At 71.5% G+C, this 21,615-nt stretch carries 19 protein-coding genes and 1 pseudogene; 12 read left to right on the top strand and 8 right to left on the bottom strand.

Translation table 11 applies throughout. The features are described 5' to 3' along the window. Positions 1-32: 32 nt before the first annotated feature. Together FYW99_RS21635 and FYW99_RS21630 are read left to right on the top strand one after the other, a co-directional pair. Positions 33-386 (top strand): ArsR/SmtB family transcription factor, encoded by a 354-nt coding sequence (locus FYW99_RS21635; protein ID WP_150253877.1) that lies wholly within the window; start codon positions 33-35, stop codon positions 384-386. 15 nt (positions 387-401) lie between these two features. Continuing rightward, the gene (locus FYW99_RS21630; RefSeq protein ID WP_150253876.1) at positions 402-1,025 is read left to right on the top strand and encodes an SRPBCC family protein; all 624 of its coding nucleotides are present in this window, start codon (positions 402-404) and stop codon (positions 1,023-1,025) included. A gap of 33 nt (positions 1,026-1,058) precedes the next feature. On the opposite strand, the gene FYW99_RS21625 is transcribed toward FYW99_RS21630, so the two are convergent. Then, on the bottom strand, positions 1,059-2,555 hold the full coding sequence (locus FYW99_RS21625; RefSeq protein WP_150253875.1) for a DUF7059 domain-containing protein: 1,497 nt from the start codon (positions 2,553-2,555) through the stop codon (positions 1,059-1,061). Between the two features lie 54 nt (positions 2,556-2,609). Next, a complete protein-coding gene (locus FYW99_RS21620) occupies positions 2,610-2,864 on the bottom strand; it encodes a DUF2530 domain-containing protein (RefSeq protein WP_150253874.1) in 255 nt (84 codons plus the stop codon). A gap of 320 nt (positions 2,865-3,184) precedes the next feature. Between FYW99_RS21620 and FYW99_RS21615 the strand changes: the two genes are divergently transcribed. From FYW99_RS21615 to FYW99_RS21595, 5 genes and pseudogenes are all read left to right on the top strand, one after another. Next, positions 3,185-4,639 carry an NCS2 family permease gene (locus tag FYW99_RS21615; RefSeq protein ID WP_150253873.1) on the top strand — a complete coding sequence of 485 codons (1,455 nt, stop codon included), beginning with the start codon at positions 3,185-3,187 and terminating at the stop codon, positions 4,637-4,639. A 169-nt stretch (positions 4,640-4,808) separates the two neighbouring features. After that, the gene (locus FYW99_RS21610; RefSeq protein ID WP_150253872.1) at positions 4,809-6,224 is read left to right on the top strand and encodes an MFS transporter; all 1,416 of its coding nucleotides are present in this window, start codon (positions 4,809-4,811) and stop codon (positions 6,222-6,224) included. Between the two features lie 176 nt (positions 6,225-6,400). After that, positions 6,401-6,991 carry an RNA 2',3'-cyclic phosphodiesterase gene (gene thpR / locus FYW99_RS21605; RefSeq protein ID WP_150253871.1) on the top strand — a complete coding sequence of 197 codons (591 nt, stop codon included), beginning with the start codon at positions 6,401-6,403 and terminating at the stop codon, positions 6,989-6,991. Between the two features lie 161 nt (positions 6,992-7,152). Continuing rightward, positions 7,153-7,671, top strand: a pseudogene (locus FYW99_RS21600) (MFS transporter); the annotation flags it as partial. A gap of 1 nt (position 7,672) precedes the next feature. Beyond that, positions 7,673-7,912 carry a MerR family DNA-binding protein gene (locus FYW99_RS21595; protein WP_150253870.1) on the top strand — a complete coding sequence of 80 codons (240 nt, stop codon included), beginning with the start codon at positions 7,673-7,675 and terminating at the stop codon, positions 7,910-7,912. Here FYW99_RS21595 and FYW99_RS21590 read toward each other — a convergent pair. Further along, positions 7,875-8,600 (bottom strand): 3-keto-5-aminohexanoate cleavage protein, encoded by a 726-nt coding sequence (locus FYW99_RS21590; protein ID WP_150253869.1) that lies wholly within the window; start codon positions 8,598-8,600, stop codon positions 7,875-7,877. The two genes, FYW99_RS21595 and FYW99_RS21590, sit on opposite strands and share 38 nt — an antisense overlap. A gap of 92 nt (positions 8,601-8,692) precedes the next feature. On the opposite strand from FYW99_RS21590, the gene FYW99_RS21585 reads away from it, so the two are divergent. Beyond that, positions 8,693-9,754, top strand: coding sequence for a hypothetical protein (locus tag FYW99_RS21585; RefSeq protein ID WP_150253868.1), 1,062 nt, complete (start codon positions 8,693-8,695; stop codon positions 9,752-9,754). 7 nt (positions 9,755-9,761) lie between these two features. Here the strand turns inward: FYW99_RS21585 and FYW99_RS21580 are convergent, their stop codons facing one another. Both FYW99_RS21580 and serC read right to left on the bottom strand, forming a co-directional pair. Further along, the gene (locus FYW99_RS21580) at positions 9,762-10,763 is read right to left on the bottom strand and encodes a glycerophosphodiester phosphodiesterase family protein (protein ID WP_150253867.1); all 1,002 of its coding nucleotides are present in this window, start codon (positions 10,761-10,763) and stop codon (positions 9,762-9,764) included. 92 nt (positions 10,764-10,855) lie between these two features. Further along, positions 10,856-11,986 carry a phosphoserine transaminase gene (gene serC / locus FYW99_RS21575; protein WP_150254063.1) on the bottom strand — a complete coding sequence of 377 codons (1,131 nt, stop codon included), beginning with the start codon at positions 11,984-11,986 and terminating at the stop codon, positions 10,856-10,858. Between the two features lie 328 nt (positions 11,987-12,314). Between serC and pdxH the strand changes: the two genes are divergently transcribed. Next, positions 12,315-12,968 carry a pyridoxamine 5'-phosphate oxidase gene (gene pdxH, locus FYW99_RS21570; protein WP_150253866.1) on the top strand — a complete coding sequence of 218 codons (654 nt, stop codon included), beginning with the start codon at positions 12,315-12,317 and terminating at the stop codon, positions 12,966-12,968. A 36-nt stretch (positions 12,969-13,004) separates the two neighbouring features. Here pdxH and FYW99_RS21565 read toward each other — a convergent pair whose 3' ends face one another. Next, complete coding sequence (locus tag FYW99_RS21565) at positions 13,005-13,523, bottom strand: hypothetical protein (RefSeq protein ID WP_150253865.1); 519 nt, start codon at positions 13,521-13,523, stop codon at positions 13,005-13,007. Between the two features lie 389 nt (positions 13,524-13,912). Here FYW99_RS21565 and FYW99_RS21560 point away from each other — a divergent pair, with 389 nt between their 5' ends. Both FYW99_RS21560 and FYW99_RS21555 read left to right on the top strand, forming a co-directional pair. Beyond that, positions 13,913-14,614, top strand: coding sequence for a metal-dependent transcriptional regulator (locus FYW99_RS21560; RefSeq protein WP_017563554.1), 702 nt, complete (start codon positions 13,913-13,915; stop codon positions 14,612-14,614). A 152-nt stretch (positions 14,615-14,766) separates the two neighbouring features. After that, positions 14,767-17,064, top strand: a complete 2,298-nt coding sequence (locus FYW99_RS21555) for a SpoIIE family protein phosphatase (RefSeq protein WP_150253864.1) — start codon at positions 14,767-14,769, stop codon at positions 17,062-17,064. Positions 17,065-17,173: 109 nt separating this feature from the next. On the opposite strand, the gene FYW99_RS31890 is transcribed toward FYW99_RS21555, so the two are convergent. Together FYW99_RS31890 and FYW99_RS21550 are read right to left on the bottom strand one after the other, a co-directional pair. Further along, complete coding sequence (locus FYW99_RS31890) at positions 17,174-17,341, bottom strand: hypothetical protein (protein WP_017563552.1); 168 nt, start codon at positions 17,339-17,341, stop codon at positions 17,174-17,176. Positions 17,342-17,377: 36 nt separating this feature from the next. Then, on the bottom strand, positions 17,378-18,520 hold the full coding sequence (locus FYW99_RS21550) for an acyl-CoA dehydrogenase family protein (protein ID WP_150253863.1): 1,143 nt from the start codon (positions 18,518-18,520) through the stop codon (positions 17,378-17,380). Between the two features lie 328 nt (positions 18,521-18,848). Here FYW99_RS21550 and FYW99_RS21545 point away from each other — a divergent pair, with 328 nt between their 5' ends. After that, a complete protein-coding gene (locus FYW99_RS21545; protein WP_150253862.1) occupies positions 18,849-20,879 on the top strand; it encodes an MDR family MFS transporter in 2,031 nt (676 codons plus the stop codon). Positions 20,880-21,615 lie beyond the last annotated feature (736 nt).

Here is a 21,615-nt window from a genome sequence, read left to right as displayed (position 1 = left end):
CTTATATAGGTGTTTGCTTATACAGTGAGGCCATGCACGCCTTCGATGTCCTCGGTGACCCCGTTCGGCGCCGCCTGCTGGAGCTGCTCAACGAGGGCGAGCACTCCTCAGGCGAGCTGACCGAGGTCGTACGGGCCGAGTTCGGCATCTCCCAGCCCGCCGTCTCCCAGCACCTGCGCGTGCTCCGGGAGAACGGCTTCGCCACCGTGCGCCGGGAGGGCACCCGCAGGCTCTACGCCGTCGACCCCTCGCCGCTGCGCGACGTCGACGCCTGGCTGCGGCGCTTCGCCGCCCGCTGGGAGCCCCACCTGATGGCCCTGGAGACCGAACTGGCCCGGGGAAGGCGCCAACGCCGAGGGCCCGCCGACGAGGGGCGGGACCGCTAGCAAGGGGAGCACACCATGGACGTCCGGAAGCAGATCGACGCGGTCGGCCGCACGGTCGAACTCAACGGCGCCGGAGCCGACACCGCCATCACGCTGACCCAGGACTACGACGCGCCGATCGATGACCTGTGGGACGCCTGCACCAGCGCTGAACGCCTCTCGCGGTGGTTCCTGCCGGTCACGGGTGACCTGCGCGAGGGAGGCGCCTACCAGCTGGAGGGCAACGCCGGGGGCCGGGTGCTCTCGTGCGACCCGCCGAACGCCTTCCGCCTGACGTGGGAGTACGGCGAGGGGCGCAGCGAGGTGGAGGTCAGGCTGACCGCGCTGTCGGACGAGCGGACCCGCTTCGCGCTGACCCACTTCGCGCCGCTCAACGACTTCTGGGCCCAGTACGGTCCCGGCGCCACCGGCATCGGCTGGGAGATGGGACTCCTCGGCCTGAGCTCGCACCTGGCCTCGGGGGCCGACGTGGTGTCGGAGACGGAGGGTTGGGACAGGACCGAGGAGGCCCGCTGGTTCATGGAGCTGAGCGGACGCCTGTGGGGCGAGGCGCACACCGCCGCGGGCGCCGAGCCGGAGGAGGCCAGGGCCTCAGCGGAGCGGACCGTGGCCTTCTACACCGCCGAGCCCGGGACCTGAGCCCGCCGGGGCCGCCCGCCGGGGCGGCCCCGGTCAGCGGGCCACCCGGAAGAACCCCTCCGCGATGAGGGTGCGCAGCGCGTCGGGCGTGCGCTCGCGCACCTGCGCGGGGTCCTCGCTGATGAGCTCGGCGATCACGTCCAGCAGCGGGCCCACCGGCATGGTGCCGTCGCACACCCCGGCGAGGGCGGCCTCCACCGTCCCCACACGGGCCACGCGCCGCAGGCCGTCGCGCTGGCGCAGCAGGATCTTCTCCGGGTCCGGCGCGCCGGGGCGCCCCACCCTCTCCTCCACCACGCCCGGCGCGAGCGCCACGTGCGCGGACAGCAGCGCGGCGTCGGTCAGGCGCAGCGCGGTCATCGCCCCGTCCACCACGTCGGGCAGGTAGGGGCCCACGGGCCGCTCGATCTCGTGCCGCAGCTCCTCCACGCGCACGGTCGCGTCCTGGGCGACGTCGTTGCGCAGGCAGATCCACCCGAACCCGATGCCCTTGATGCCCTCGCGCTCGAAGTAGTCGAGCCAGGCGTCGTAGCGGCGGGTGTACTCGGGGGTGCCGTGCTCGCAGGAGTCGCGCAGCCACAGCTCCACGTACTCGGCGGGGTCCTGCACGTCGCGCTGGACCACCCAGCCCGAGCACCCGGTCCCGGTCACCCAGCCGCCGACCCGGTCCTCCCAGTCGTCGCCGTCGCGGTGCACCCAGTTCGCCAGGATCTGGCACCAGCCGCCCTCGGTCAGGTGCGCCGGGGCCTGCCGCACCAGCTCGGCGCACACGGTGTCGCCGGGCAGATCCGACTCCCGGTAGGTGTACCGGGAGGAGTCGGGGGTGATCACGAACGGCGGGTTGGACACGATCAGGTCGAAGCGCTCGCCCTTGACCGGCTCGTACAGCGACCCCTGTTCCAGGCGGGCGTCGGTGACCCCGGACAGGGCCAGGCTGATCCCGGCCAGGTGCACGGCGCGCGGGTTGAGGTCGGTGGCCACCACCTCGCGCGCCCGCGAGGCCAGGTGCAGGGCCTGCACCCCGCAGCCGGTGCCCACGTCCAGGGCGCGCTCGACGGGCCCGCCCACGATCAGCTGGGACAGGGTGGAGGAGGCACCGCCCGCACCCACCACGTGGTCGGGGGCGGGAACGGCGCCGCTGCCGGGGCGCACCTTGGGGTCGGAGACCACGAAGCCGGGTCTGCCGTCCTCCAGCTCCCAGGGGCCCAGGTGCACCAGGGAGCGCACGACGGGCCCGCTTCCGCCCTCCTCCACGGTGACCAGCCCGGCCTCGGCCAGCTCGTCCACGGGCAGGATCGAACGCGCGGCGCGCGCGGGGATGGACGACCGCAGCCACCACAGGCGCAGCAGCAGTCCGAGCCGTTCGTCGCCGCCGGTGGCGCGCAGGGCGGGCACCAGCTCCTCGCGGGCCAGTGCGCGCGCGGCGGCGTCGCCGAGGCGGTCACGGACGCCGGACACGGTGTAGTCGGCGTCGATGAGGATGCCACGGAGTCGCTCGGCCAGACCGCGCGGAAATCTCGTCTCAGACACCCGCCCATTATCGGGCAGAACCGCGGTGCCCCGCCGGGGGGTGCCCGGCGCTGGTCAGGAGTGGTCGGCCCGGCGCTCGGCCGCGTCGGAGCGCCTGCGCAGCAGGCGCGGTATGTACAGGAACCCGAACACGCCCAACGCGATCCCGGTCACGCAGACGCCGATCCACCAGCGCTCGGTCGCGGGCAGCCCGTCGCCCAGGGCGATGAGGACCACGAGCGCCACCGTCCACGCCAGGGTGCCGATCGCGGCGGGCACGCGGTAGTCGCTCTCGTGGACGTCCGGGTCGGGCTGGCGAGGTTTGCGCACGGTCCAAGGCTATCCGCTCACCGCGGGGGAAGGGGTGCGCACACCGGGGCAGCGGCGCACACCGGCGAAGGGGGGTGCGGGCCGAGGCGCGCGGGTGCGTACGGCGGAGCGGCGGAGCGCACACCGGGGAGGCGGCGTGCGTACCGGGCCGCCCCGCCGCGCGGGGACGGATTCGTCACATCCGGGAGGCCGATCATCCGGCCATATGGTCTTTCCTCCGAAAAACCGGGGAAAGGTGTGGCCGGGGTTGTGTGAACATGCAACTAACCTGACGCAGAATCCTTCTTGTCCCGTAAGTACGACCAGGTCAGGCTGACGACGTGAAAACTCCAAGTCCATCCCCCAGCGGCACCGGCAAGAGGCCGTCCGGTCCCCTCGACCGCTACTTCCGCGTCTCCGAGCGCGGGTCCACCGTCGGCACCGAGGTGCGCGGAGGCCTGGCGACCTTCTTCGCCATGGCCTACATCGTCGTCCTCAACCCGCTGATCATCGGTACGGCGGAGGACGTCAACGGAGAGACCCTGGGCATCCCCCAGGTGGCCGCGGTCACCGCCCTGGTCGCCGCGATCTCCTGCGTGCTCATGGGCGTCGTCAGCCGCTACCCCTTCGCCATCGCGGCGGGCATGGGACTCAACGCCGTCGTCGCCTACGGCATCGCGCCGGTCATGCCCTGGTCCGACGTCTTCCTGCTGATCGTCATCGAGGGCGTGCTGCTGCTGATCCTGGTGCTCACCGGGTTCCGCACCGCGGTCTTCTCCGCCATCCCGCCCGGCCTCAAGGTCGCCATCGCCGTCGGCGTGGGCCTCTTCCTGGCCCTGGTCGGACTGGTCAACGCCGGTTTCGTGCAGGCCGGCGAGGGCACCCCCGTCCAACTCGGCAACGGCGGACTCCAGGGCTGGCCGATCCTGATCTTCGTCGTCGGCCTGCTGATCACCGTCGCCCTGTACGTGCGCAAGGTGCCGGGCGCGATGCTGATCGGCATCATCGTCTCCACGCTCGTCGCCCTCCTCGTGGAGTCGCTGTTCGGCGGTGGCGACAACCGCCTCGGCTGGAGCCTGACGGTCCCGACCCTGCCCACCGGCGGAGGACTGGTGGCGCTCCCCGACTTCTCGCTCATCGGCATGTTCGCCGACGGCGGCCTCAACGTGTTCTCCCGCTGGGCCGACATCGGCATCGCCACCGTGGTCATGCTGATCTTCACGCTGCTGCTCGCCGACTTCTTCGACACCATGGGCACCATGGTCGGTGTCGCCCACCAGGGCGACCTGGCCGACGAGGACGGCAACATCGAAGGCGCCCGCGAGGTGCTGGCCGCCGACTCCATCGGCACGGTCCTGGGCGGCCTGGGCTCGGCCTCGGTCGCCACCATCTACGCCGAGTCCGCCGCGGGCGTCGGCGAGGGCGCCCGCACCGGTATCGCGCCGATCGTCACCGGCGCCCTGATGATGCTGGCCACCCTGTTCACCCCGCTGGTGAATCTGGTGCCCTTCGAGGCCGCCACGCCGGTGCTGATGATCGTGGGATTCATGATGATGGTCCAGGTCGTCAACATCGACTTCACGGACCCGGCGCTGGGCCTGGGCTCCTTCATGGCGATCATCATGATGCCCTTCACCTACTCGATCGCCAACGGCATCGGGTTCGGCCTGCTGACCTACGCCTTCGTCAGCCTGGTCACGGGGAAGGGCCGCCAGGTCCACCCACTGCTGTGGCTGATCTCGCTGGTCTTCCTGATCCACTTCGCCGAGGCGCCGATCAACGCCCTGATCAGCTGAGGCACGGCCTTCGCGCCGTACGGGAATTCCGGCGGCGGTGGACGGCGTTGACTCCAGTGATGAGTCAACGCCGTTTACTTATTTGTCCGCTTTGTCCATCCGGCCGAGACCGAAGCCGACCGCCGATGGCCGCATCAGTCCCTCCCCACGCGCTCGCGGGGAGGGACTGATGCGGCGTATCGCCATGTTCCGGTCCCTGGCCAACCGCAACTACCGGCTGTACGCCCTGGGCCAGCTGCTGTCCAACCCCGGCACGTGGATGCAGCGCATCGCGCAGGACTGGCTGGTCCTCCAGCTCAGCGGGGGCAGCGGCATCGCGCTCGGCATGACCACCGCCCTCCAGTTCCTGCCGCTGCTCCTCTTCGGGCTGTGGGGCGGGGCGCTGGTCGACCGGATGGACAAGCGCAGGCTGCTGGTCTGCACCCAGGCCGCCATGGGCGTGCTCGCGGTCGGCCTCGGAATCCTGGCCACCGCGGGCGCCGCGCAGGTCTGGCACGTGTACCTGTTCGCCTTCGGCCTCGGCATGATCACCGTGCTCGACAACCCCGGGCGGCAGGCCTTCGTCCCCGAGATGGTCGACCGCGAGCACCTGTCCAACGCCATCGCGCTCAACAGCGCCAGCTTCCAGCTCGGCCGGGTGACCGGTCCGGCCGTCGCCGGTCTGCTCATCGCGGTCATCGGCAGCGGACCGGTCTTCCTCATCAACGGCGCGTCGTTCGGGTTCACCATCCTCGCCCTGACGATGATCCGCACCTCCGAGCTCAACCCCACCGAGCGGGTGGCCCGGGGCAAGGGGCAGATCCGGGAGGGGCTGCGCTACATCGGCGGCAGACGCGACCTGGTCCTGCTGCTGGTGCTGGCCGCCGCCACACAGTTCTTCGGCGCCAACAGCCAGAACCAGATCGCGCTGATGGTCAACAACGTGTTCGAGGCCGGGGCCGACGCGTTCGGTGTGGCCGCCGCCTTCCTGGCCGTCGGCGCCCTCGTCGGCGCCCTGTTGGCCGCCCGCCGCGACCGGCCCCGGCTGCGGCTGGTGCTGATCGGGTCGCTGGCCTTCGGCGCGCTCCAGGTGGTGGCGGGGCTCATGCCCGGCTACGTGTCGTTCATCCTGGTGCTGGTGCCCATGGGCATGGCCTTCATGACGTACGTGACCACGCTCAACGCCACCTTCCAGCTCAGTGTGGACCCGCGGATGCGCGGGCGCGTCATGAGCATGTTCCTGCTGGTGTTCATGGGTGTGGCGCCCATCGGCGCGCCCGTGGTGGGACTGCTCGCTGACACCTTCGGCCCGGAGACGAGCCTGGTCATCGGCGGCGCGGTGACCCTCGTGGTCGTCACGGTCATCTCCGCCCTGCTCCTTCGGGCCAAGGACGTGCGCCTGCGCGACGTGCTCCCGGGGCGGCGCCCCTCCGCGGACGCGGAGGCCGCCGGACCGGAGGCCGCGGAGACCGGCGACGAGCGCGAGGAGGCCCCGGAGACGGAGCACGAGCGGGCGGGCGTCGAACGCCGCCCGGACGGCTCCACCGGGGTCCGCCTCGCCCCGGACGGGAACGGGATCCGGCCGGACACGGTCACCCGCACCTGAGACTCCCGGTCGTGCCCCGCCGTCCTCGGGGCACGACCGGGGCGGCCGACCCGCCCGCCGACGACCGGTCACCAGGACCACCGGGCCGACCGCCAGCGGACCCGGCACCGCCCGACGGGACCTCCGGTGCGCTCCGGGGGCGGACCCGAGGGCTCCGTCCGGGGCAGAATGAGGACATGAGACTGTTCGCGGCACTGGACCCGCCCCCCGACACGGCGGACGCGCTGCGCCGGGCCGTCGACCGGGGCCGCGACCACACCCCCGACCTCCGCTGGGCCAGCCCCCGCGAGTGGCACCTCACCCTGGTCTTCCTCGGCGAGGTCGACGAGGCCCTCCTGCCAGCGCTCGGCGACGCCCTCGGCCGTGAGGTCCGCCGGCACGAGCCCTTCCACCTCGCCGCCGACGGCTGGGGCGCCTTCCCGGGCGACCTCCGCCGCGCCTCCGTGCTCTGGGCCGGGCTCGGCGGCGACACCGCGTGCCTCGGCGCCCTCGCCGACGGGCTGCGCGCCGCCGCGGCCGGGATCGGTGTGCCGGTCGAGCGCCGCGCCTACGTGCCGCACATCACGGTCGCCCGTAGCCGTCCCGCGCGCGACCTCACCGGCACCGCGGACGCCCTCGGAACACTGCGCGGCCGCAGGTGGCGGGTCCGCGAGGCGCACCTGGTGGAGAGCAGGCCGGGGCGGGAGGACCGCTACCGGACCGTCCGGACCTGGGGGTTACGCTGGGAAGCGGATCCCACCCGACCTCCTGAGCGGAGCGCGTCATGAGCATGCTCACCAACAACCGCAAGCAGCGCTGGCTGCTACCCGTGGTTCTGGGGGGCATCATGCTCATCGTGCTCCTGGGCGCCCTCGTCGGCTGACCGGCGGTCCCGCGGGCCCCGGCGGGCTTGACCTTGACGCCAGCGTCAGGGTTCTAACGTGCCGCCATGAACTCCTCCACGACCGCCACCGGCCGCGCGCAGGGCTCCGGCTGGCTGGTGTGCCTGCTGCTGACCGTCTTCGCGATCGGCACCGACGACCTCGTCATCGCCGGGCTGCTGCCCGACCTAGCGCGCGACCTGGGGGTGGGCCTCCCCGCGGCCGGACAGCTGGTGACGGTCTTCTCCCTCACCTACGCCGTCGCCGCTCCTCCCCTGGCCGTGGCCACCGCCCGACTGCCGCGCAGGGCCCTGGTCCTCGGCGGGCTCGGGCTGTTCGCCCTGGCCAACCTGGCCACCGCGCTGGCGCTCTCCTACACCGTCCTGATGGCGCTGCGCGTGCTCACCGCGCTCGTGGCCGCCACCGTGACTCCGGCGGCCTTCTCCATGGCGGCCCGGCTCTCCCCGCCAGAAAGGACCGGCCGCGCCATGGGCGCGGTCGCGGCCGGGCTCACCGTCGCCCTCTTCCTCGGCGTGCCCGTCGGCACCCTTCTGGGCTCCGCGTTCGGCTGGCGCTCGGCCTTCGTCGGTGGACCGGGTACACGGGATCCGGCTGCTCCTGGACTCCGGGCTCACCTCGGACGACGTCCGTGAGCTGCGCGGGTGCCTGGCACTGGACCTGGTCAACGAACCCGAGTGCGCCGAGGCCGTCGAGCTGTACGAGAACAGGCTCCGGGCCGTACGCGAGCGCATCGACGCCTTGACCCGCACACGTGACCGGCTGGAGCGGGTCACGCGGACGCGGCGGCCAGGCTCACCGCGCGCGTGATCAGATCAGCGTTGTCGTGCGCCTCCTCGCCGCCGGGCAGCCGCATGGTGTCCTCCAGTCCCATCCGGATGTCGTAGCCCGAGACCACCGCCGACTCCAGGATCGGCCAGGCCGTCGCGTCGGCCCCGTGCAGCAACCGCGGCTGGTTCGCCCCCGCCCGGTCCAGCAGGGAGCAGATCGCCTCGGCGTTGCGCCGGGCGTCCTCCACCGCGACCTGCGTGGGCTCCACCAGGACCGCCGCCACCCTGAGCTTCGTGGCGACGAGGATGCGCGCGGCCTCCACCGTCCACACCCCGGCCTCCACCCCGATCCGGCGGTCGTCCAGCAGGTGCGCCAGGTCCACCGAGCCCGCCTCGTGCAGGTTCACGGTGACCGAGTCCGGCAGCGCCGACGACGCCCAGCGCTGCACCAGGTCGTAGCGCCGCCACGGATCGGACTCCGCCGACAGCGACGTGGTCAGCGACACCGGCACCCGCGGCCCGTCGGCGCGCAGCCGCTCCATGAGCGGACCCACCACCTGGGGCTCCAGTGACTCGGCGCCGGTGGGGTCGCGCGGATGCAGGTGCAGCTCGGTCGCGCCCGCCGCCACCACCGCGTGCGCGTCCGACACGAGCTGGTCCACGGACACGGGCAGGGCGGGGTGCGCTCCGGGGCGGCGGTCCCCGTTCAGACAGGCGACGATCCTCATGAGTGCCCTCCTAACGGCGCTCCGTAAGCCCCATGTGCCCGTTACCACCCGGGTACAAGCCATCCGCGGCGTTCCCTGGCAGGATGTCGGTCATGAGAACTCCGCTCGTTCTTGCCGCCGCCGCCCTCTTCGCGACCCTCCCGGCCGCCCCGGCCCTGGCCTTCCCCGAGGACCCGAGCGACTCCGACACCGGTGGTGTCGACTACCCCCGCGGAGGTGAGGGGCCCGAGGGCTCCGAGGTCGCCTTCGAGTTCCAGGACCCGAGGATCTCCGAGTCCAGCGGAATCGCCCCCTCCCTGCTGCACGACGGCGTGTGGTGGACCCACAACGACAGCGGCGAGCACCTCAGCGAGGTGTACGCGGTCGACGAGGAGGGGCGCACGGTCGCCGCGGTCACGCTCGACCTGGAGCGCCGCGACTGGGAGGCGGTCTCGGTCGCCGAGGCCCCCGACGGGACGCCGTCGGTCCTGGTGGCCGACATCGGCGACAACTTCAACGGCGGCTGGCCCGACGTCAGCGTCTACCGCTTCCCCGAGCCCGAGTCGCTCGCCGACACGGTCGTGGACCCGCAGGTGTTCACCTTCACCTACGAGGACGGGGGGCGCGACGCGGAGTCGCTGATGGTCGACCCCCGCGACGGCCGGATGTACGTGGTGTCCAAGGAGTTCTCCGGCGGCCTGTACGCGGCGCCCGAGGACCTCGAACCCGGGGCCGAGCACGTCCTGGAGCGGATCGACTCGGCGCCGCTGTTCGCCACCGACGCCGCCTTCAGCCCGGACGGCAGCCGCTACGCCATCCGCACCTACTGGGGCGCCACGGTCTACGACGCCACCGAGGGTGTGCCCGGCTCCTCGCTGGGCGCGTTCGACCTGCCCGAGTCCGACCAGGGCGAGGCCATCGCCTTCACTCCCGACGGCACCGCCCTCATGGCCGGGACCGAGGGGGCCGGCGCGCCGGTCTGGCGGATCCCGCTGGAGGAGCGCTACCTCGCCGAGGAGCCGCCGGTGCGGGAGGTCGCCGCGCAGGAGTCACCCGCGGGGGAGGACGGGACCGTCGAACCCGAGACCCGGGGCGCGCTGCCCTTCATCGTGGGCGGCGCCGCGGTCGCCGCGCTGGTCATCGTCGCGATCGTCCTGCTGGCCCGACGGGGCTGACCTCCCCCTACTTCTCGGGCTGAGGGTCCAGGAAGTGCTCGCGCACCAGGAAGGCGTGCCGGGAGAAGTCGGTGAACACGCCGTCCACCCCGGCCTCGAAGAAGGCCTCGTACTCGGCGGCGAAGGACCCGTAGTCGCCCGGCTCGCCCTCCGAACGCAGCTCGGCGGGAAGGAAGTGGTTCTCGCTGCGGAACGTGTACGGGTGCACCAGGAGTCCGGCCGCGTGCGCGTTCTCCACCAGGTCGGTCGGCTCCCCCAGCATCCCGTCCTCGGTGGGGATGACCAGGCTCTTGGCCGGGCCGATCGCGTGCGCGAACGTCGCCACCTCGGCCAGGCCGTCCGGCGTGGTGTGGTGCAGCCAGTGCTCCTCGGTGCCCATGAGGTAGACCAGCGGCAGCTCCGTCACGGCCAGCTTGCGCAGGCTCTCGGCCTCGAAGGACTGGAGGAACACCGGCACCAGCGGCTCCGGGCCCGTCAGCCCCGCCTCCCGCAGGGCCTCGATGAGCACCGGCTCCAGCTCCAGGCCCTGCGCCTCGTGGTAGGCGGGGTGCTTGGTCTCGGGGTAGATCCCGATCGGGCGGCCCAGCTCCTTGGTGAGCGCCAGCGCGAGCTCGACGACCTCCTCCAGGGTCGGAATCCCGTAGGTCCCGTCCATCACGGCGTTCATCGCGCGCACGTCCTGGAGGCGCTCCACCGCGCGCAGCGTCCGGATCTCCTCCAGCGTGAAGTCCTGGGCGAAGAACCCGGTCACCTCGCGCCCGTCGACGGTGCGCGTGGTGCGCCGGTCGGCGAACTCGGGGCGCTCGGCCACGTCCGTGGTCCCGCCGATCTCCTGCTCGTGGCGGCAGACCAGCCTCCCGTCCCTGGTCGCGACCAGGTCCATCTCGATGAAGTCGCCGCCGTGCCGGGCCCCCAGCTCGTAGGAGGCCAGCGTGTGCTCGGGACGGTGCCCCGACGCCCCGCGGTGCGAGATGATCTTGATCGGGGGTTCCTTCTTGTTCCTGCGCACAGCCGAACCGTCCTGAGAAGCGAGATGCCGGGAAAAGGGGGAGGCCGACCCGACACGGGTCGGCCTCCATTGTGCAACGCGGGGCGAACGGGTCAGGACAGCTCGGTGAGCACGTGGTCCACGCACTCGGTGAGCGCGCGCACGTCGTCCGGGTCGATCGCGGGGAACATGGCCACACGCAGCTGGTTGCGGCCCAGCTTGCGGTAGGGCTCGGTGTCGACCACGCCGTTGGCGCGCAGGACCCTGGCCACCGCGGCGGCGTCCACGTCGTCGCTGAAGTCGATGGTGCCGACCACCTGCGAGCGCTTGGCGGGGTCGGTGACGAACGGCGTCGCGACCGGCGACTTCTCCGCCCAGTCGTAGAGGACCGAGGAGGACTCGGCGGTGCGCGCCACGGTCCACTCCAGGCCGCCCTGGCCGTTCATCCACTCCAGCTGCTCGGCGAGCAGCAGCAGCGTGGCCACGGCCGGGGTGTTGTAGGTCTGGTCCTTGCGGGAGTTGTCGATCGCCGTGGGCAGCGAGAAGAACTCCGGCACGTAGCGGCCGCTGGCCGCGATCTCCTCCACGCGGGCCAGGGCCCGGGGCGACATGACGGCCAGCCACAGCCCGCCGTCGGCGGCGAAGCTCTTCTGCGGCGCGAAGTAGTAGACGTCGGTCTGGGCGATGTCGACCGGCAGGCCGCCCGCGCCGCTGGTGGCGTCCACGAGGACGAGCGCGTCCTCGTCGGCGCCCGCCACGCGCCTGATGGGCGCGGCCACACCGGTGGAGGTCTCGTTGTGGGTCAGCGCGTACACGTCCACACCGGCCTCGGCCACGGGCTCGCCGTGGCTGCCAGGGTCGGTGCTGATGACCGTGGGCTCCTGGAGCCAGGGCGCGCCCTTGGCGACCTTCGCGAACTTGCTGGAGAACTCGCCGAAGGCCAGGTGCTGGGACCTCTCACGCAGCAGGCCGTGCGCGGCGATGTCCCAGAAGGCGGTGGTGCCTCCGTTGCCGAGGACCACCTCGTAGCCGTCGGGGAGGGAGAACAGCTCGCTCACACCGGTGCGCACCCGGGAGACCAGGGACTTGACCGGCTTCTGCCGGTGGGAGGTGCCCATGTAGCGGGAGCCGGAGGCGGCCAGGGCCTCGACCTGGGCGGGGCGGACTTTGGACGGGCCACTGCCGAAACGGCCGTCGGAGGGCAGCAGGTTCGCGGGGATCTGAATCTCGTCGGTCACGACCACCAGGGTAGTGGCGGCGACGGCGGCGGGGCCGGTCAGGGCCGCGGTTCGACCGCGTGAGACGGCGTGAGGAACCGGGCGCGATGTCACGTTCCTGAGGGTTCTGGGCGGTATGGGTGATCCGCATTTCGGTTAATACGGGTGCGTTTTCCGCCCGGAGTGTGTCTTGTGGAATGAGTTTCGGGGGAACGCCACTCGGACGGCGAACGCCAGCACGTGATCGCCGCCTGCGGCCAGGCCAGCACGGGCACGGTCGACCCGGGACCGGCGTGCACCTGACGCGCGGGTCGCCGGTGGCGCACTCGGCACACGACGCGAGAGGATGCCCCGTGTGGACCACCAAGACCCCGCCGAACTGCGCAAACCGTACCTGGGTGCACCCCTGAGGCGCTCCGGCCTCGCTGACCACCCCATGACGCAGTTCCACCTGTGGTTCGACGAGGCCTACGACTCCGGGCTCGCCGAGCCCAACGCCATGGTCCTGGCGTCCGTCGAGCCCTCGGGCATGCCCCGCGCCCGCACCGTGCTGATGAAGGGCTACGACAGCACCGGACTGCGCTTCTTCACCAACTACACCTCGCGCAAGGGACAGGCGCTGGAGGCCGACCCGCGGGTCGGCGTGGTCTTCCCCTGGCACGCCATCCGGCGCCAGGTCCTGCTGGCCGGACGGGTGGAGCGGCTCAGCGACGAGGAGAACGACCGCTACTTCGCCTCGCGCCCGCGCGGCTCGCAGCTGGGCGCCTGGGCCAGCGAGCGCCAGTCGCGGCCGGTGGCGGACCGGGCCGAGCTCGACCGGCTCTACCGGGAGTTCGACACGGTCTGGGCCGCGGAGGAGGAGATCCCCCGGCCCGCCTACTGGGGCGGCTTCCGGCTCGTGCCGAGCGAGGTGGAGTTCTGGCAGGGCGGTGCCGACCGCATGCACGACCGGTTCCGCTACCTGCGCGAGCCCGACGGCACCTGGAGCGTCGATCGCCTGGCCCCCTGACCGGTGGCCGCACCGGGGTGCTCCGGGGCGCCCCCGCTACGGGTACCAGACCACCTCGCGCAGCTCACGCCGGTGGACCTCGGACCGGGAGGCGTACCAGCGCTCGTAGGCACCCGCCCCGCCGAGGACGAGGCCGTCCCAGTTCAGGGGGAGGGGGTCGCGGTCGTCCAGCAGCAGCTCCAGCCACTCCACCACGCCGCCGCCGGGGTCCGAACGCGGCCCCAGCGCGTAGCGGGCCCGGGTGAGCCGCAGGGGAGGCGCCCCGTGCGACAGGAACTGCCCGCCCAGGTGGACGGGGACGTACTCCTCGCCCTCGGCGGGGTCCGCGTACCGTCCGACGTGCCGCTCGGCGCGGGACAGGGAGTCCTCCGCGGTCAGGGACAGCTGGGCCGAGCGGCCGGGGTCTCCGGCGCACAGGTAGCCCCGCTCCGGCGAGCCGACGTGGACGTGGCTCGTCCAGAGCCGGACCGCGTTGCCGTCCGCCCGGTCCAGGACCCCCGGCACGACGACTTCCTCGACCGGGCGTGCGGCCAGCCACCACAGGAGGTCCTCCACGGAAGGGCCGCCCGGTGACGCGTTCGTTCCGCCTCGCTTCCGAGAGTGATCTTGGCCGCTTCGTACGGGAGTTCGGGAGGCTTGTCCCCGCAGGTGGAGACGGGTCCGGTTCCGTCCGGCACACGCCGTGGGGCTGGAAGGCCCCTCTCCGGCGGGACCAAGTACCCTTGCGGCGCGGGGAGAACGTATCCGCATCGTGAGACCGGGCAGAAATCCGGGTGCCCCGCGCCACGATATGCTTGCGTGTATCGGTGGTCGCTCCCGCGGTCCTGCGGACGCCCCGGTCCCCACTCGGCCCCTGGGAATCACGTCGCCCCGGCCTGTGTTGTGAGAGACCCGCCGTGCCCGTCGTGACCGCGCGCCGGGCACAGAGCCTTGGGAGGGGAGACTTGACCGCACACGGGCTGATCGACACCACGGAGATGTACCTCCGTACGGTCTTCGAGCTCGAAGAGGAGGGCATTGTTCCGCTTCGGGCCCGTATCGCCGAACGCCTGCACCAGAGCGGCCCCACGGTGAGCCAGACCGTGGCCCGTATGGAGCGCGACGGCCTGCTGCGGGTGGAGAACGACAGGCACCTGGTCATGACCGCCGAGGGGCGCCGTCTGGCCACCCACGTCATGCGCAAGCACCGGCTCGCCGAACGCCTGCTCGTCGACGTCATCGGACTCCCATGGGAGGACGTGCACATCGAGGCATGCCGCTGGGAGCACGTCATCTCCGAGGCGGTGGAGGAGCGCCTGGTCACGCTGCTCAACGCCCCCTCGGTGTGCCCGCACGGCAACCCGATCCCGGGCCTGGACGAGCTGGGCCTGGAGGACTACTCCCCCGAGCCCTTCACCGACGATTCGATCGTCCCGATGATCGACGTCGCCGGCAACAGCGAGACCACGGTCACCGTGCGGCGTATCAGCGAGCAGATCCAGTCGGACGCCGACATCATGCTCACCTTGCGCCGATCCGGGGTACAACCGGGACAGGAAGTGGTCTTGCGAGCCTCTGACGACGGGGTCCGCGTGATCGACGGTGAGACCGGGGAAACCGAGCTCTCGGCGCTCGTCGCCGGGCACATCTTCGTCGCCAAGCCGTGAACCGTACGGACGCGTTGATTGGTTGCTCATCAGGATTGTCACATTGCGCTGCGGGAACGTTGACGGTGTTGCTACGCTCGCCCCAAGGTGCGGTCGTTCGGGGTACCCGGAGCGGGCATGTATGCAGCTCATGACGGCGAGGTGGCGGCTAGATGACACGGTGGGGTGAGCCCTTCCCCAAGGGTGACGCGCTCGCCGCGGCCGCCGTGGCGGATAAGGCGCAGATCGCCATCGTCGTCATCGACCGCGCCAGCCTCCTGCGCTACTGGAACCCCTTCGCGCGCGAGCTGTTCGGGTTCGTGGGCGGTCGCGACTACGTCGGCCTCTCCCTGCTCGACATCGGTATCCACGAGTCCGACCGCGAGCACGCCTCCCAGCTGGCCCGGCGCGTCCTGCGCGGGGAACCGTGGGAGGGCACCTTCGCCGTGCTCCGGGGCGACTCGACCTGGATCCACGTGCGGGCCCAGGCCGTGCCCATGCGCGACGAGTCCGGCGAGGTCGACGGCATCACCCTGATCGCCAGGGAGGCCCTGCGCAGCGGACGGGTGGAGGAGCAGTACGGCCTGCTGGAGCGCATCGGCAGCCGCCTGACCAGCTCGCTGGAGTTCGACTCCACGGTCAGGGGGGTGGCGGGCATCCTCGTCCCGCAGTTCGCCGACCACTGCTTCATCGACCTCTACGACCGCGACCGCCTGGTCAGACAGGTGTCGGTGCACGCCGAGGGGTGGACGCCCCCGCCGCGCACCTGGTTCGAGGTCGGGGACGAGGTCCGCTACCCCGAACGCCACTTCGTCACCCAGGCCCTGCGCCGCCTGGAGACGGTGGTCAGCAGCGAGTACCTGTTCGAGAACTCACCCAGCACACGCTCCGACCAGGTCTCCCGCCAGGTCGGCGTCACCTCCGCCATCGCCGCCCCGCTGCGGGCCCGCGGCGAGGTGCTGGGCGTGCTCACCCTGGCGCTGTCCGGGCTCTCCCCGCGGCAGAAGAGCACCTACGGCGGCTTCGACCGCGACCTCGTCGGCGCCATCGCCTCCCGCGTGGCCCTGGCCATCGACAACGCCCGCCTGTTCGAGCAGGAGCGCAGCACCGCCCTGGCCTTCCAGCGCAGCCTGCTGCCCAGCAGCCTCCCCCGGCTGGACGGGCTGACCGCGGCGCACCGCTACCTGCCCGCGGGACCGCTGCGCTCCGACGGATACGGGGTCCAGACCCAGATCGGCGGCGACTTCTACGACGCCATCCCGCTCTCCGCCGGACGCGTCGGACTGGTCATCGGCGACGTCGAGGGCCGCGGCCCGCACGCCGCCGCCGTCATGGGCCAGCTGCGCGCCGCGCTGCGCGCCTTCGCCCAGGCCGACCGCGAACCCGCCGACATCCTGCGCGAACTCGACGAGTGGGTCCGCCAGCTGGGCCAGGAGGACGACGAGGGCGACACCTGGATCCCCAGCGTCAGCTGCCTGTACATGGTCTACGACGCCTGGTCGCGAGAGCTGTCCTACGCCAACGCCGGGCACGCGCCCCCGCTGCTGGTCACCTCCGAGTCGGTGGAGAAGATCGACCTGGAGGTCACCGACCGCATGCTGGGCGTGCGGGCCAAGGGCGGATCAGGCGAGGACGTGGTCTACCACCAGGCCAACCTGCGCCTGCCCATCGGCGCCACCCTGGTCCTGTACACCGACGGGCTCGTGGACCGGCGCCCGGCCGGGGGCAGGGCCGACCCCGAACGGGCCTTCGAGCGGTTGTCCGAGCGGGTGGCCGAGGTCGCCGACAAGGACGTGGAGCAGATCGCCGAGGCGGCCGTGCACAGCGTCCCGGGTGAGCTGGACGACGACACCGCGCTGCTGGTCGTGCGCACCCACTCCGAGGAGCTGGCTCTGCGCGAGGGCTGGTTCCCCTCGGAGGCCTCCACCGTGGGCGAGGCCCGCCACATGGCGGCCAACACCTTCGATGAGTGGGGGGTGGACCGCGACCAGGCCGAACTGGCCTGTCTGCTGGTCTCGGAGATCGTCACCAACGTCGTCATCCACGCCACCCCGCACCCGGTGCACCGCGAGTTCACCGGCGGAGGGGTGCTGGATTCCGAGACCCCGCTCGACGCGGGTGCCGACGAGTTCGACGAGGACTGGACGGACCTGCTGGAGGCGGTGGCCGAGGAGGCCGACGAGCCCGCCGAGGAGGCAGGTGAGAAGGAGTTCCTGCTGCGGCTGCGGCGGGGCGCGAACACGGTGTGGGTGGAGGTCTTCGACAACGACCTGCGCCTGCCCCGCATCCGCAGCGCCGCCGCCGACGACGAGGGCGGCCGTGGCCTGTACCTGGTCGAGCAGCTGGCCAGCCGGTGGGGGGCGCGGCCGACCCCCGACGGCAAGGCGGTCTGGTTCGAGATGCCCATGCGCTCGGAGGAGACCGAGGAGCCGGAGAAGGCCGACGACGGGGAGAAGGCCGGGCAGGACTAGCCTCCCGCTGGGTCCGCCGGGCCAGCCGTCCTGGTGGTGGCCGCTGGCGGTCCGCTGAGGAGGGGACCGCCGGGCCGGAGCACCGGTCCGCCCGGCGGGGGGAGTGTCCCTAACGCCAGGACCAGGCCCACAGCAGCAGGCACAGGAAGACGAAGAAGACCACGATGCCGCCGGTGGTCCACGGGATGTGGACCCGGGGCCGGAGCTTGCGCACTCCGATCACGAGCAGCACGACCAGCAGGCCCATGACGATGAGGCCGTCCCACGCACCGCTCATTCCAGCTCCGACCCTTCTGGGGAGGGGGTTGTGCGGTCACAGTCCCAGGCCGCGTCCCACGATCTCCTTCATGATCTCGGTGGTGCCACCGTAGATCGTCTGGACGCGGGTGTCCTGCCAGGCCCGTGCCACGGGGTATTCCATCATGTATCCGTACCCGCCGTGAAGCTGGAGGCACCGGTCCATGACCTTGTTGCACAGTTCGGTGGTCCACCACTTGGCCATGGCGGCGTCCTCGACGGTGAGCTCACCGCGGTTGAGCAGGCCGATGCCGCGGTCCACGTAGGTACGGGCGATGTCCACCTCGGTGGCCAACTCGGCCAGGACAAAACGGGTGTTCTGGAAGCGCCCAATCGGACGGCCGAAGGCGGTCCGCTCCCGGCAGTAGGCGATGGTGTGCTGGAGCATGGCGTCGGCGGATGCCACCGCGCAGGTGGCGATGGACAGTCGCTCCTGCGGCAGGTTCTCCATCAGGTGGACGAACCCGCCACCCTCCCGGCCGATGAGGTTGGCTGCGGGGACGCGCACGTCGTCGAAGAACAGCTCGGCGGTGTCCTGCGCCTTCATGCCGATCTTGTCGAGGTTGCGGCCCCGGGCGAACCCGGGGGCGCCGCGCTCCACCGCGATCAGCGAGAAGCCCTGCGCGCCCGCCTCGGGGTCGGTCCGGGCGACCACGATGACCAGGTCGGCGTTGACGCCGTTGGTGATGAAGGTCTTGGAGCCGTTGAGGACGTACTCGTCGCCGTCGCGCACCGCCGAGGTGGTGATGCCCTGGAGGTCGCTGCCCGCCCCGGGTTCGGTCATGGCGATGGCGGTGATCAGCTCGCCGCTGGCGAACCCCGGCAGCCAGCGCCCCTTCTGCTCCTCGTCGGTCAGGTCGACCATGTACGGGGCCATGACGTCGTTCTGGAGCGTGACGCCCAGGCCGCTGGCGTGGGCCCGGCAGATCTCCTCGTTGACGATGGTGTTGTAGCGGAAGTCCCTCAGTCCGGTGCCGCCGTACTCCTCGGGCACGCCGTGGCCGAGCAGGCCGACCTCGCCCGCCCTGGTCCACACCTCGCGGGGCACGATCCCGTCCTTCTCCCACTCTGGATGGTGTGGCGCGACCTCGCGCTTGAGGAACTCGGCTACCGATGCGCGGAAGAGGTCCTGGTCGGCGTCGAAGAGTTCCCGCTTCATGCTCTACTCCGAGGTGTTGAGGTTTCGGGGTGTTGAGGTGTTGTGGTTTCGGGGTGCCGGGGTGCCGGGGTGCCGGGGTGCCGGGGTGCCGGGTGTTGAGGTGCCGGGTGTTGAGGTGTCGGGGTTTCCCGCGTGACGCCACAGTAACCGAACAAGATTCGGCTTTGAAGGGGACAGTCCAAGCCCGGGCAAAGTTCCCGTGCCCGTGGTACCCGAGTCGGCGGTTCCCGCAGGACGCGGGTGCGACGGCTTCCTAGGGTGGCGGCAGCGGAGCCGGTAGCCGAGGGGCGGGGCTGCCCGCGGCCCGGCCGGAGGAGGGATGAGGGCCATGGCCCAGCACGAGGCCGGGCGACGGGAGCGACGGGAACACCGGGGCGGCAGGATCGCGCTGATCATGAGCGCGCTGATGCTCACCGTGCTGCTGTCGGCCCTGGACCAGACGATCGTGTCCACCGCGCTGCCCACGATCGTGTCCGAACTCGGCGGACTCAACCACCTGTCGTGGGTGATCACCGCCTACCTGCTCGCGGTCACGGCCGTCACCCCGCTGTGGGGCAAACTCGGCGACCAGTTCGGCCGCAAGCAGCTCTTCCTCGTCTGCATCGCCGTCTTCCTGGTCGGCTCGGCCCTGTGCGGGACCGCCCAGGACATGCTCCAGCTCATCCTCTTCCGCGCGCTCCAGGGCGTCGGCGGCGGAGGGCTCATGGTGCTGGCCTCCGCCATCATCGGTGACGTCGTCTCTCCCCGCGAGCGCGGCAAGTACCAGGGGCTGTTCGGCGCGGTGTTCGGAATCTCCAGTGTGGCGGGTCCGCTGCTCGGCGGACTGTTCGTCGACCACCTGTCCTGGCGGTGGGTGTTCTACGTCAACCTGCCGCTGGGGGTCCTGGCCTTCGCCACGGTGCTCGCAGTGCTGCCCCGCCGACGGCCGACCGGCCGCCAGAGCATCGACTACTTCGGGATCGTGCTGCTGGCCGCCACCGCGATCTGCCTGACGTTGGTGGCCTCCTGGGGCGGCAGCCTCTACCCGTGGACGTCGCCGCAGGTCCTCGGGCTCGGCTTCGCGGCGGCGGTGCTCGGTGTGGGCTGGTGGCTGTCCGCTCGGCGGGCGCCGGATCCGGTCATGCCGCTCAGCCTGTTCCGCGACCCCACCATCGTGGTGGCCATGGCGATCGGCTTCTGCGTGGGCTTCGCGATGATGGGGTCGATGGCCTTCCTGCCGTTGTTCCTGCAGATCGTGCACGGCCTGTCGCCCACGGCCTCGGGGCTGCACCTGCTGCCCATGGTGCTGGGCCTGTTCCTGACCTCGATCACCAGCGGGCGCCTGGTCACCCGCACCGGTCACTACAAGATCTACCCGGTGCTGGGGATGGCGGTGACCTCCCTCGGCCTGCTCCTGCTCTCGCGGCTGGGGCCGGAGAGCTCGATGACGCAGATGGGGCTCTACTTCTTCGTCCTCGGTGTGGGCCTGGGCCTGGTGATGCAGGTGGTGGTCGTGGTGGTGCAGAACGCCGCCAGCTACGCGAACCTGGGGGTGGCCACCTCGGCGGCGACGTTCTTCCGGTCCATCGGGGGGTCGTTCGGCACGGCGGTGTTCGGCGCCGTCTTCTCCGGGCAGCTGGCGGCCAACCTGGCCGAGCGGGCCGCGCAGATCCAGCTGCCGCCCGGGGTGGACCCCGCGGCGCTGGAGAGCGACCCGCGCAGCCTGGACCAGCTGACCCCGCAGGCGCAGGCGTCCTTCCTCCAGGCCTACGCGGACGCCGTGGACACCGTCTTCCTGTGCGCGGTCCCGGTCGCCCTGGCCGGGTTCGTGCTGGCGCTGTTCCTGCGGCAGGTCCCGCTGCGCACCACCATCGACTCCCCGGACCTGGACGAGTCCATCCCACCCGTGGCCGCCGCGAGCCGCAGCGCCATCGCGCACGTGGAGAAGGAGGTGTTCCGGGCCTGCGGCCGGGAGGGCGCCGACGAGATGTACGGGCGCCTGCGTGAGGCGGCGGGCCTGGAGGTCTCGCCGCGCGCGTGCTGGGTGCTCAGCCACCTGGGCGTGACCGGGCCGCTGTCGCCCGGGGAGCTGGTGGAGATGTCGGGGCTACCCGCCGAGTACTGGGCGCCGGTCCACCAGGAACTGGTCGAGGCTGGCTACCTGGCCGGTGGGGGCGAACCCTGGGAGCTCAGCCGGCGCGGCGCGTCCGCCGCCCGCAGGATGTTCGAGGCCCAGCGCACCGCGCTGCGCTCGCTGCTGGCCGACTACGGGCCCGAGGAACACCCGGAGGTGGTGGCCGCCCTGGAGCGGATCACCACCGACACCCTGGGGGACGAGGGGGACGCCGGGCACCTGGAGCGGGGGGCGCACCGGGCCTGAGGGTGGTGGGTTTGGGGGTGGTGGGTCTGGGGGTGACGGGTTTGAGGGTGGTGGGTTTGAGGGTGGCGGGTTTGGGGGTGGCGGGTTTGGGGGTGGTGGGTCTGGGGGTGGCGGGCTTGAGGGTGGTGGGTTTGAGGGTGGCGGGTTTGGGGGCGTCGCATCCCGTGCGAGCACGGACTCGTGCGTGCGGAGGGATTGGTTTTCCACAGGTGGTGGTTGGGGGTGTTCCGGGGTGGGGCGGGGATGGTTTGCTGGAAATAGGGGGGATCCCACCCACGTGCGTTTCGGCATGCCCTAGAACAACCGAGAAGTATCTGACACCCCAACGGAAATAACAAATTAAGGGGTAGGGAGGGGCCGTCCTCAGGGTCCCTCCCTACGCCATTCCTGCCAGGGGTTGTCGGCAGCAACGAAAGCGCACCTGCTGCCGCGAAGTGGAACAGATTTCGAAAATCGGTAGACGTTTGGTGGAGGGCGGGGGTGTCCGACGAACAGCGGCACCAAAGGCGGGAGCCACTGACGGAGGGCGACCAACGCCCAGGGCGTGGGGGTGGTGGGGCTCTGCTGCGTCGGCACCAACGGCAGGCGGACCCTCCCGCTTCGGGCAACGACTCCGGCCCCTGCGGCCAGGGGTGAGCGACGATGACACCAACGGCGAACGATCGTTTCGGCCGCGCATTTACGGACACTTTTTGGTTCGCCCTAATTGTGGCTTTCCAATCAGGGGCGGATTCTA

It is taken from the genome of Nocardiopsis deserti, assembly GCF_008638355.1.
GTDB lineage: Bacteria > Actinomycetota > Actinomycetes > Streptosporangiales > Streptosporangiaceae > Nocardiopsis > Nocardiopsis alborubida.
This window is presented reverse-complemented; position numbering and strand designations above follow the sequence as displayed.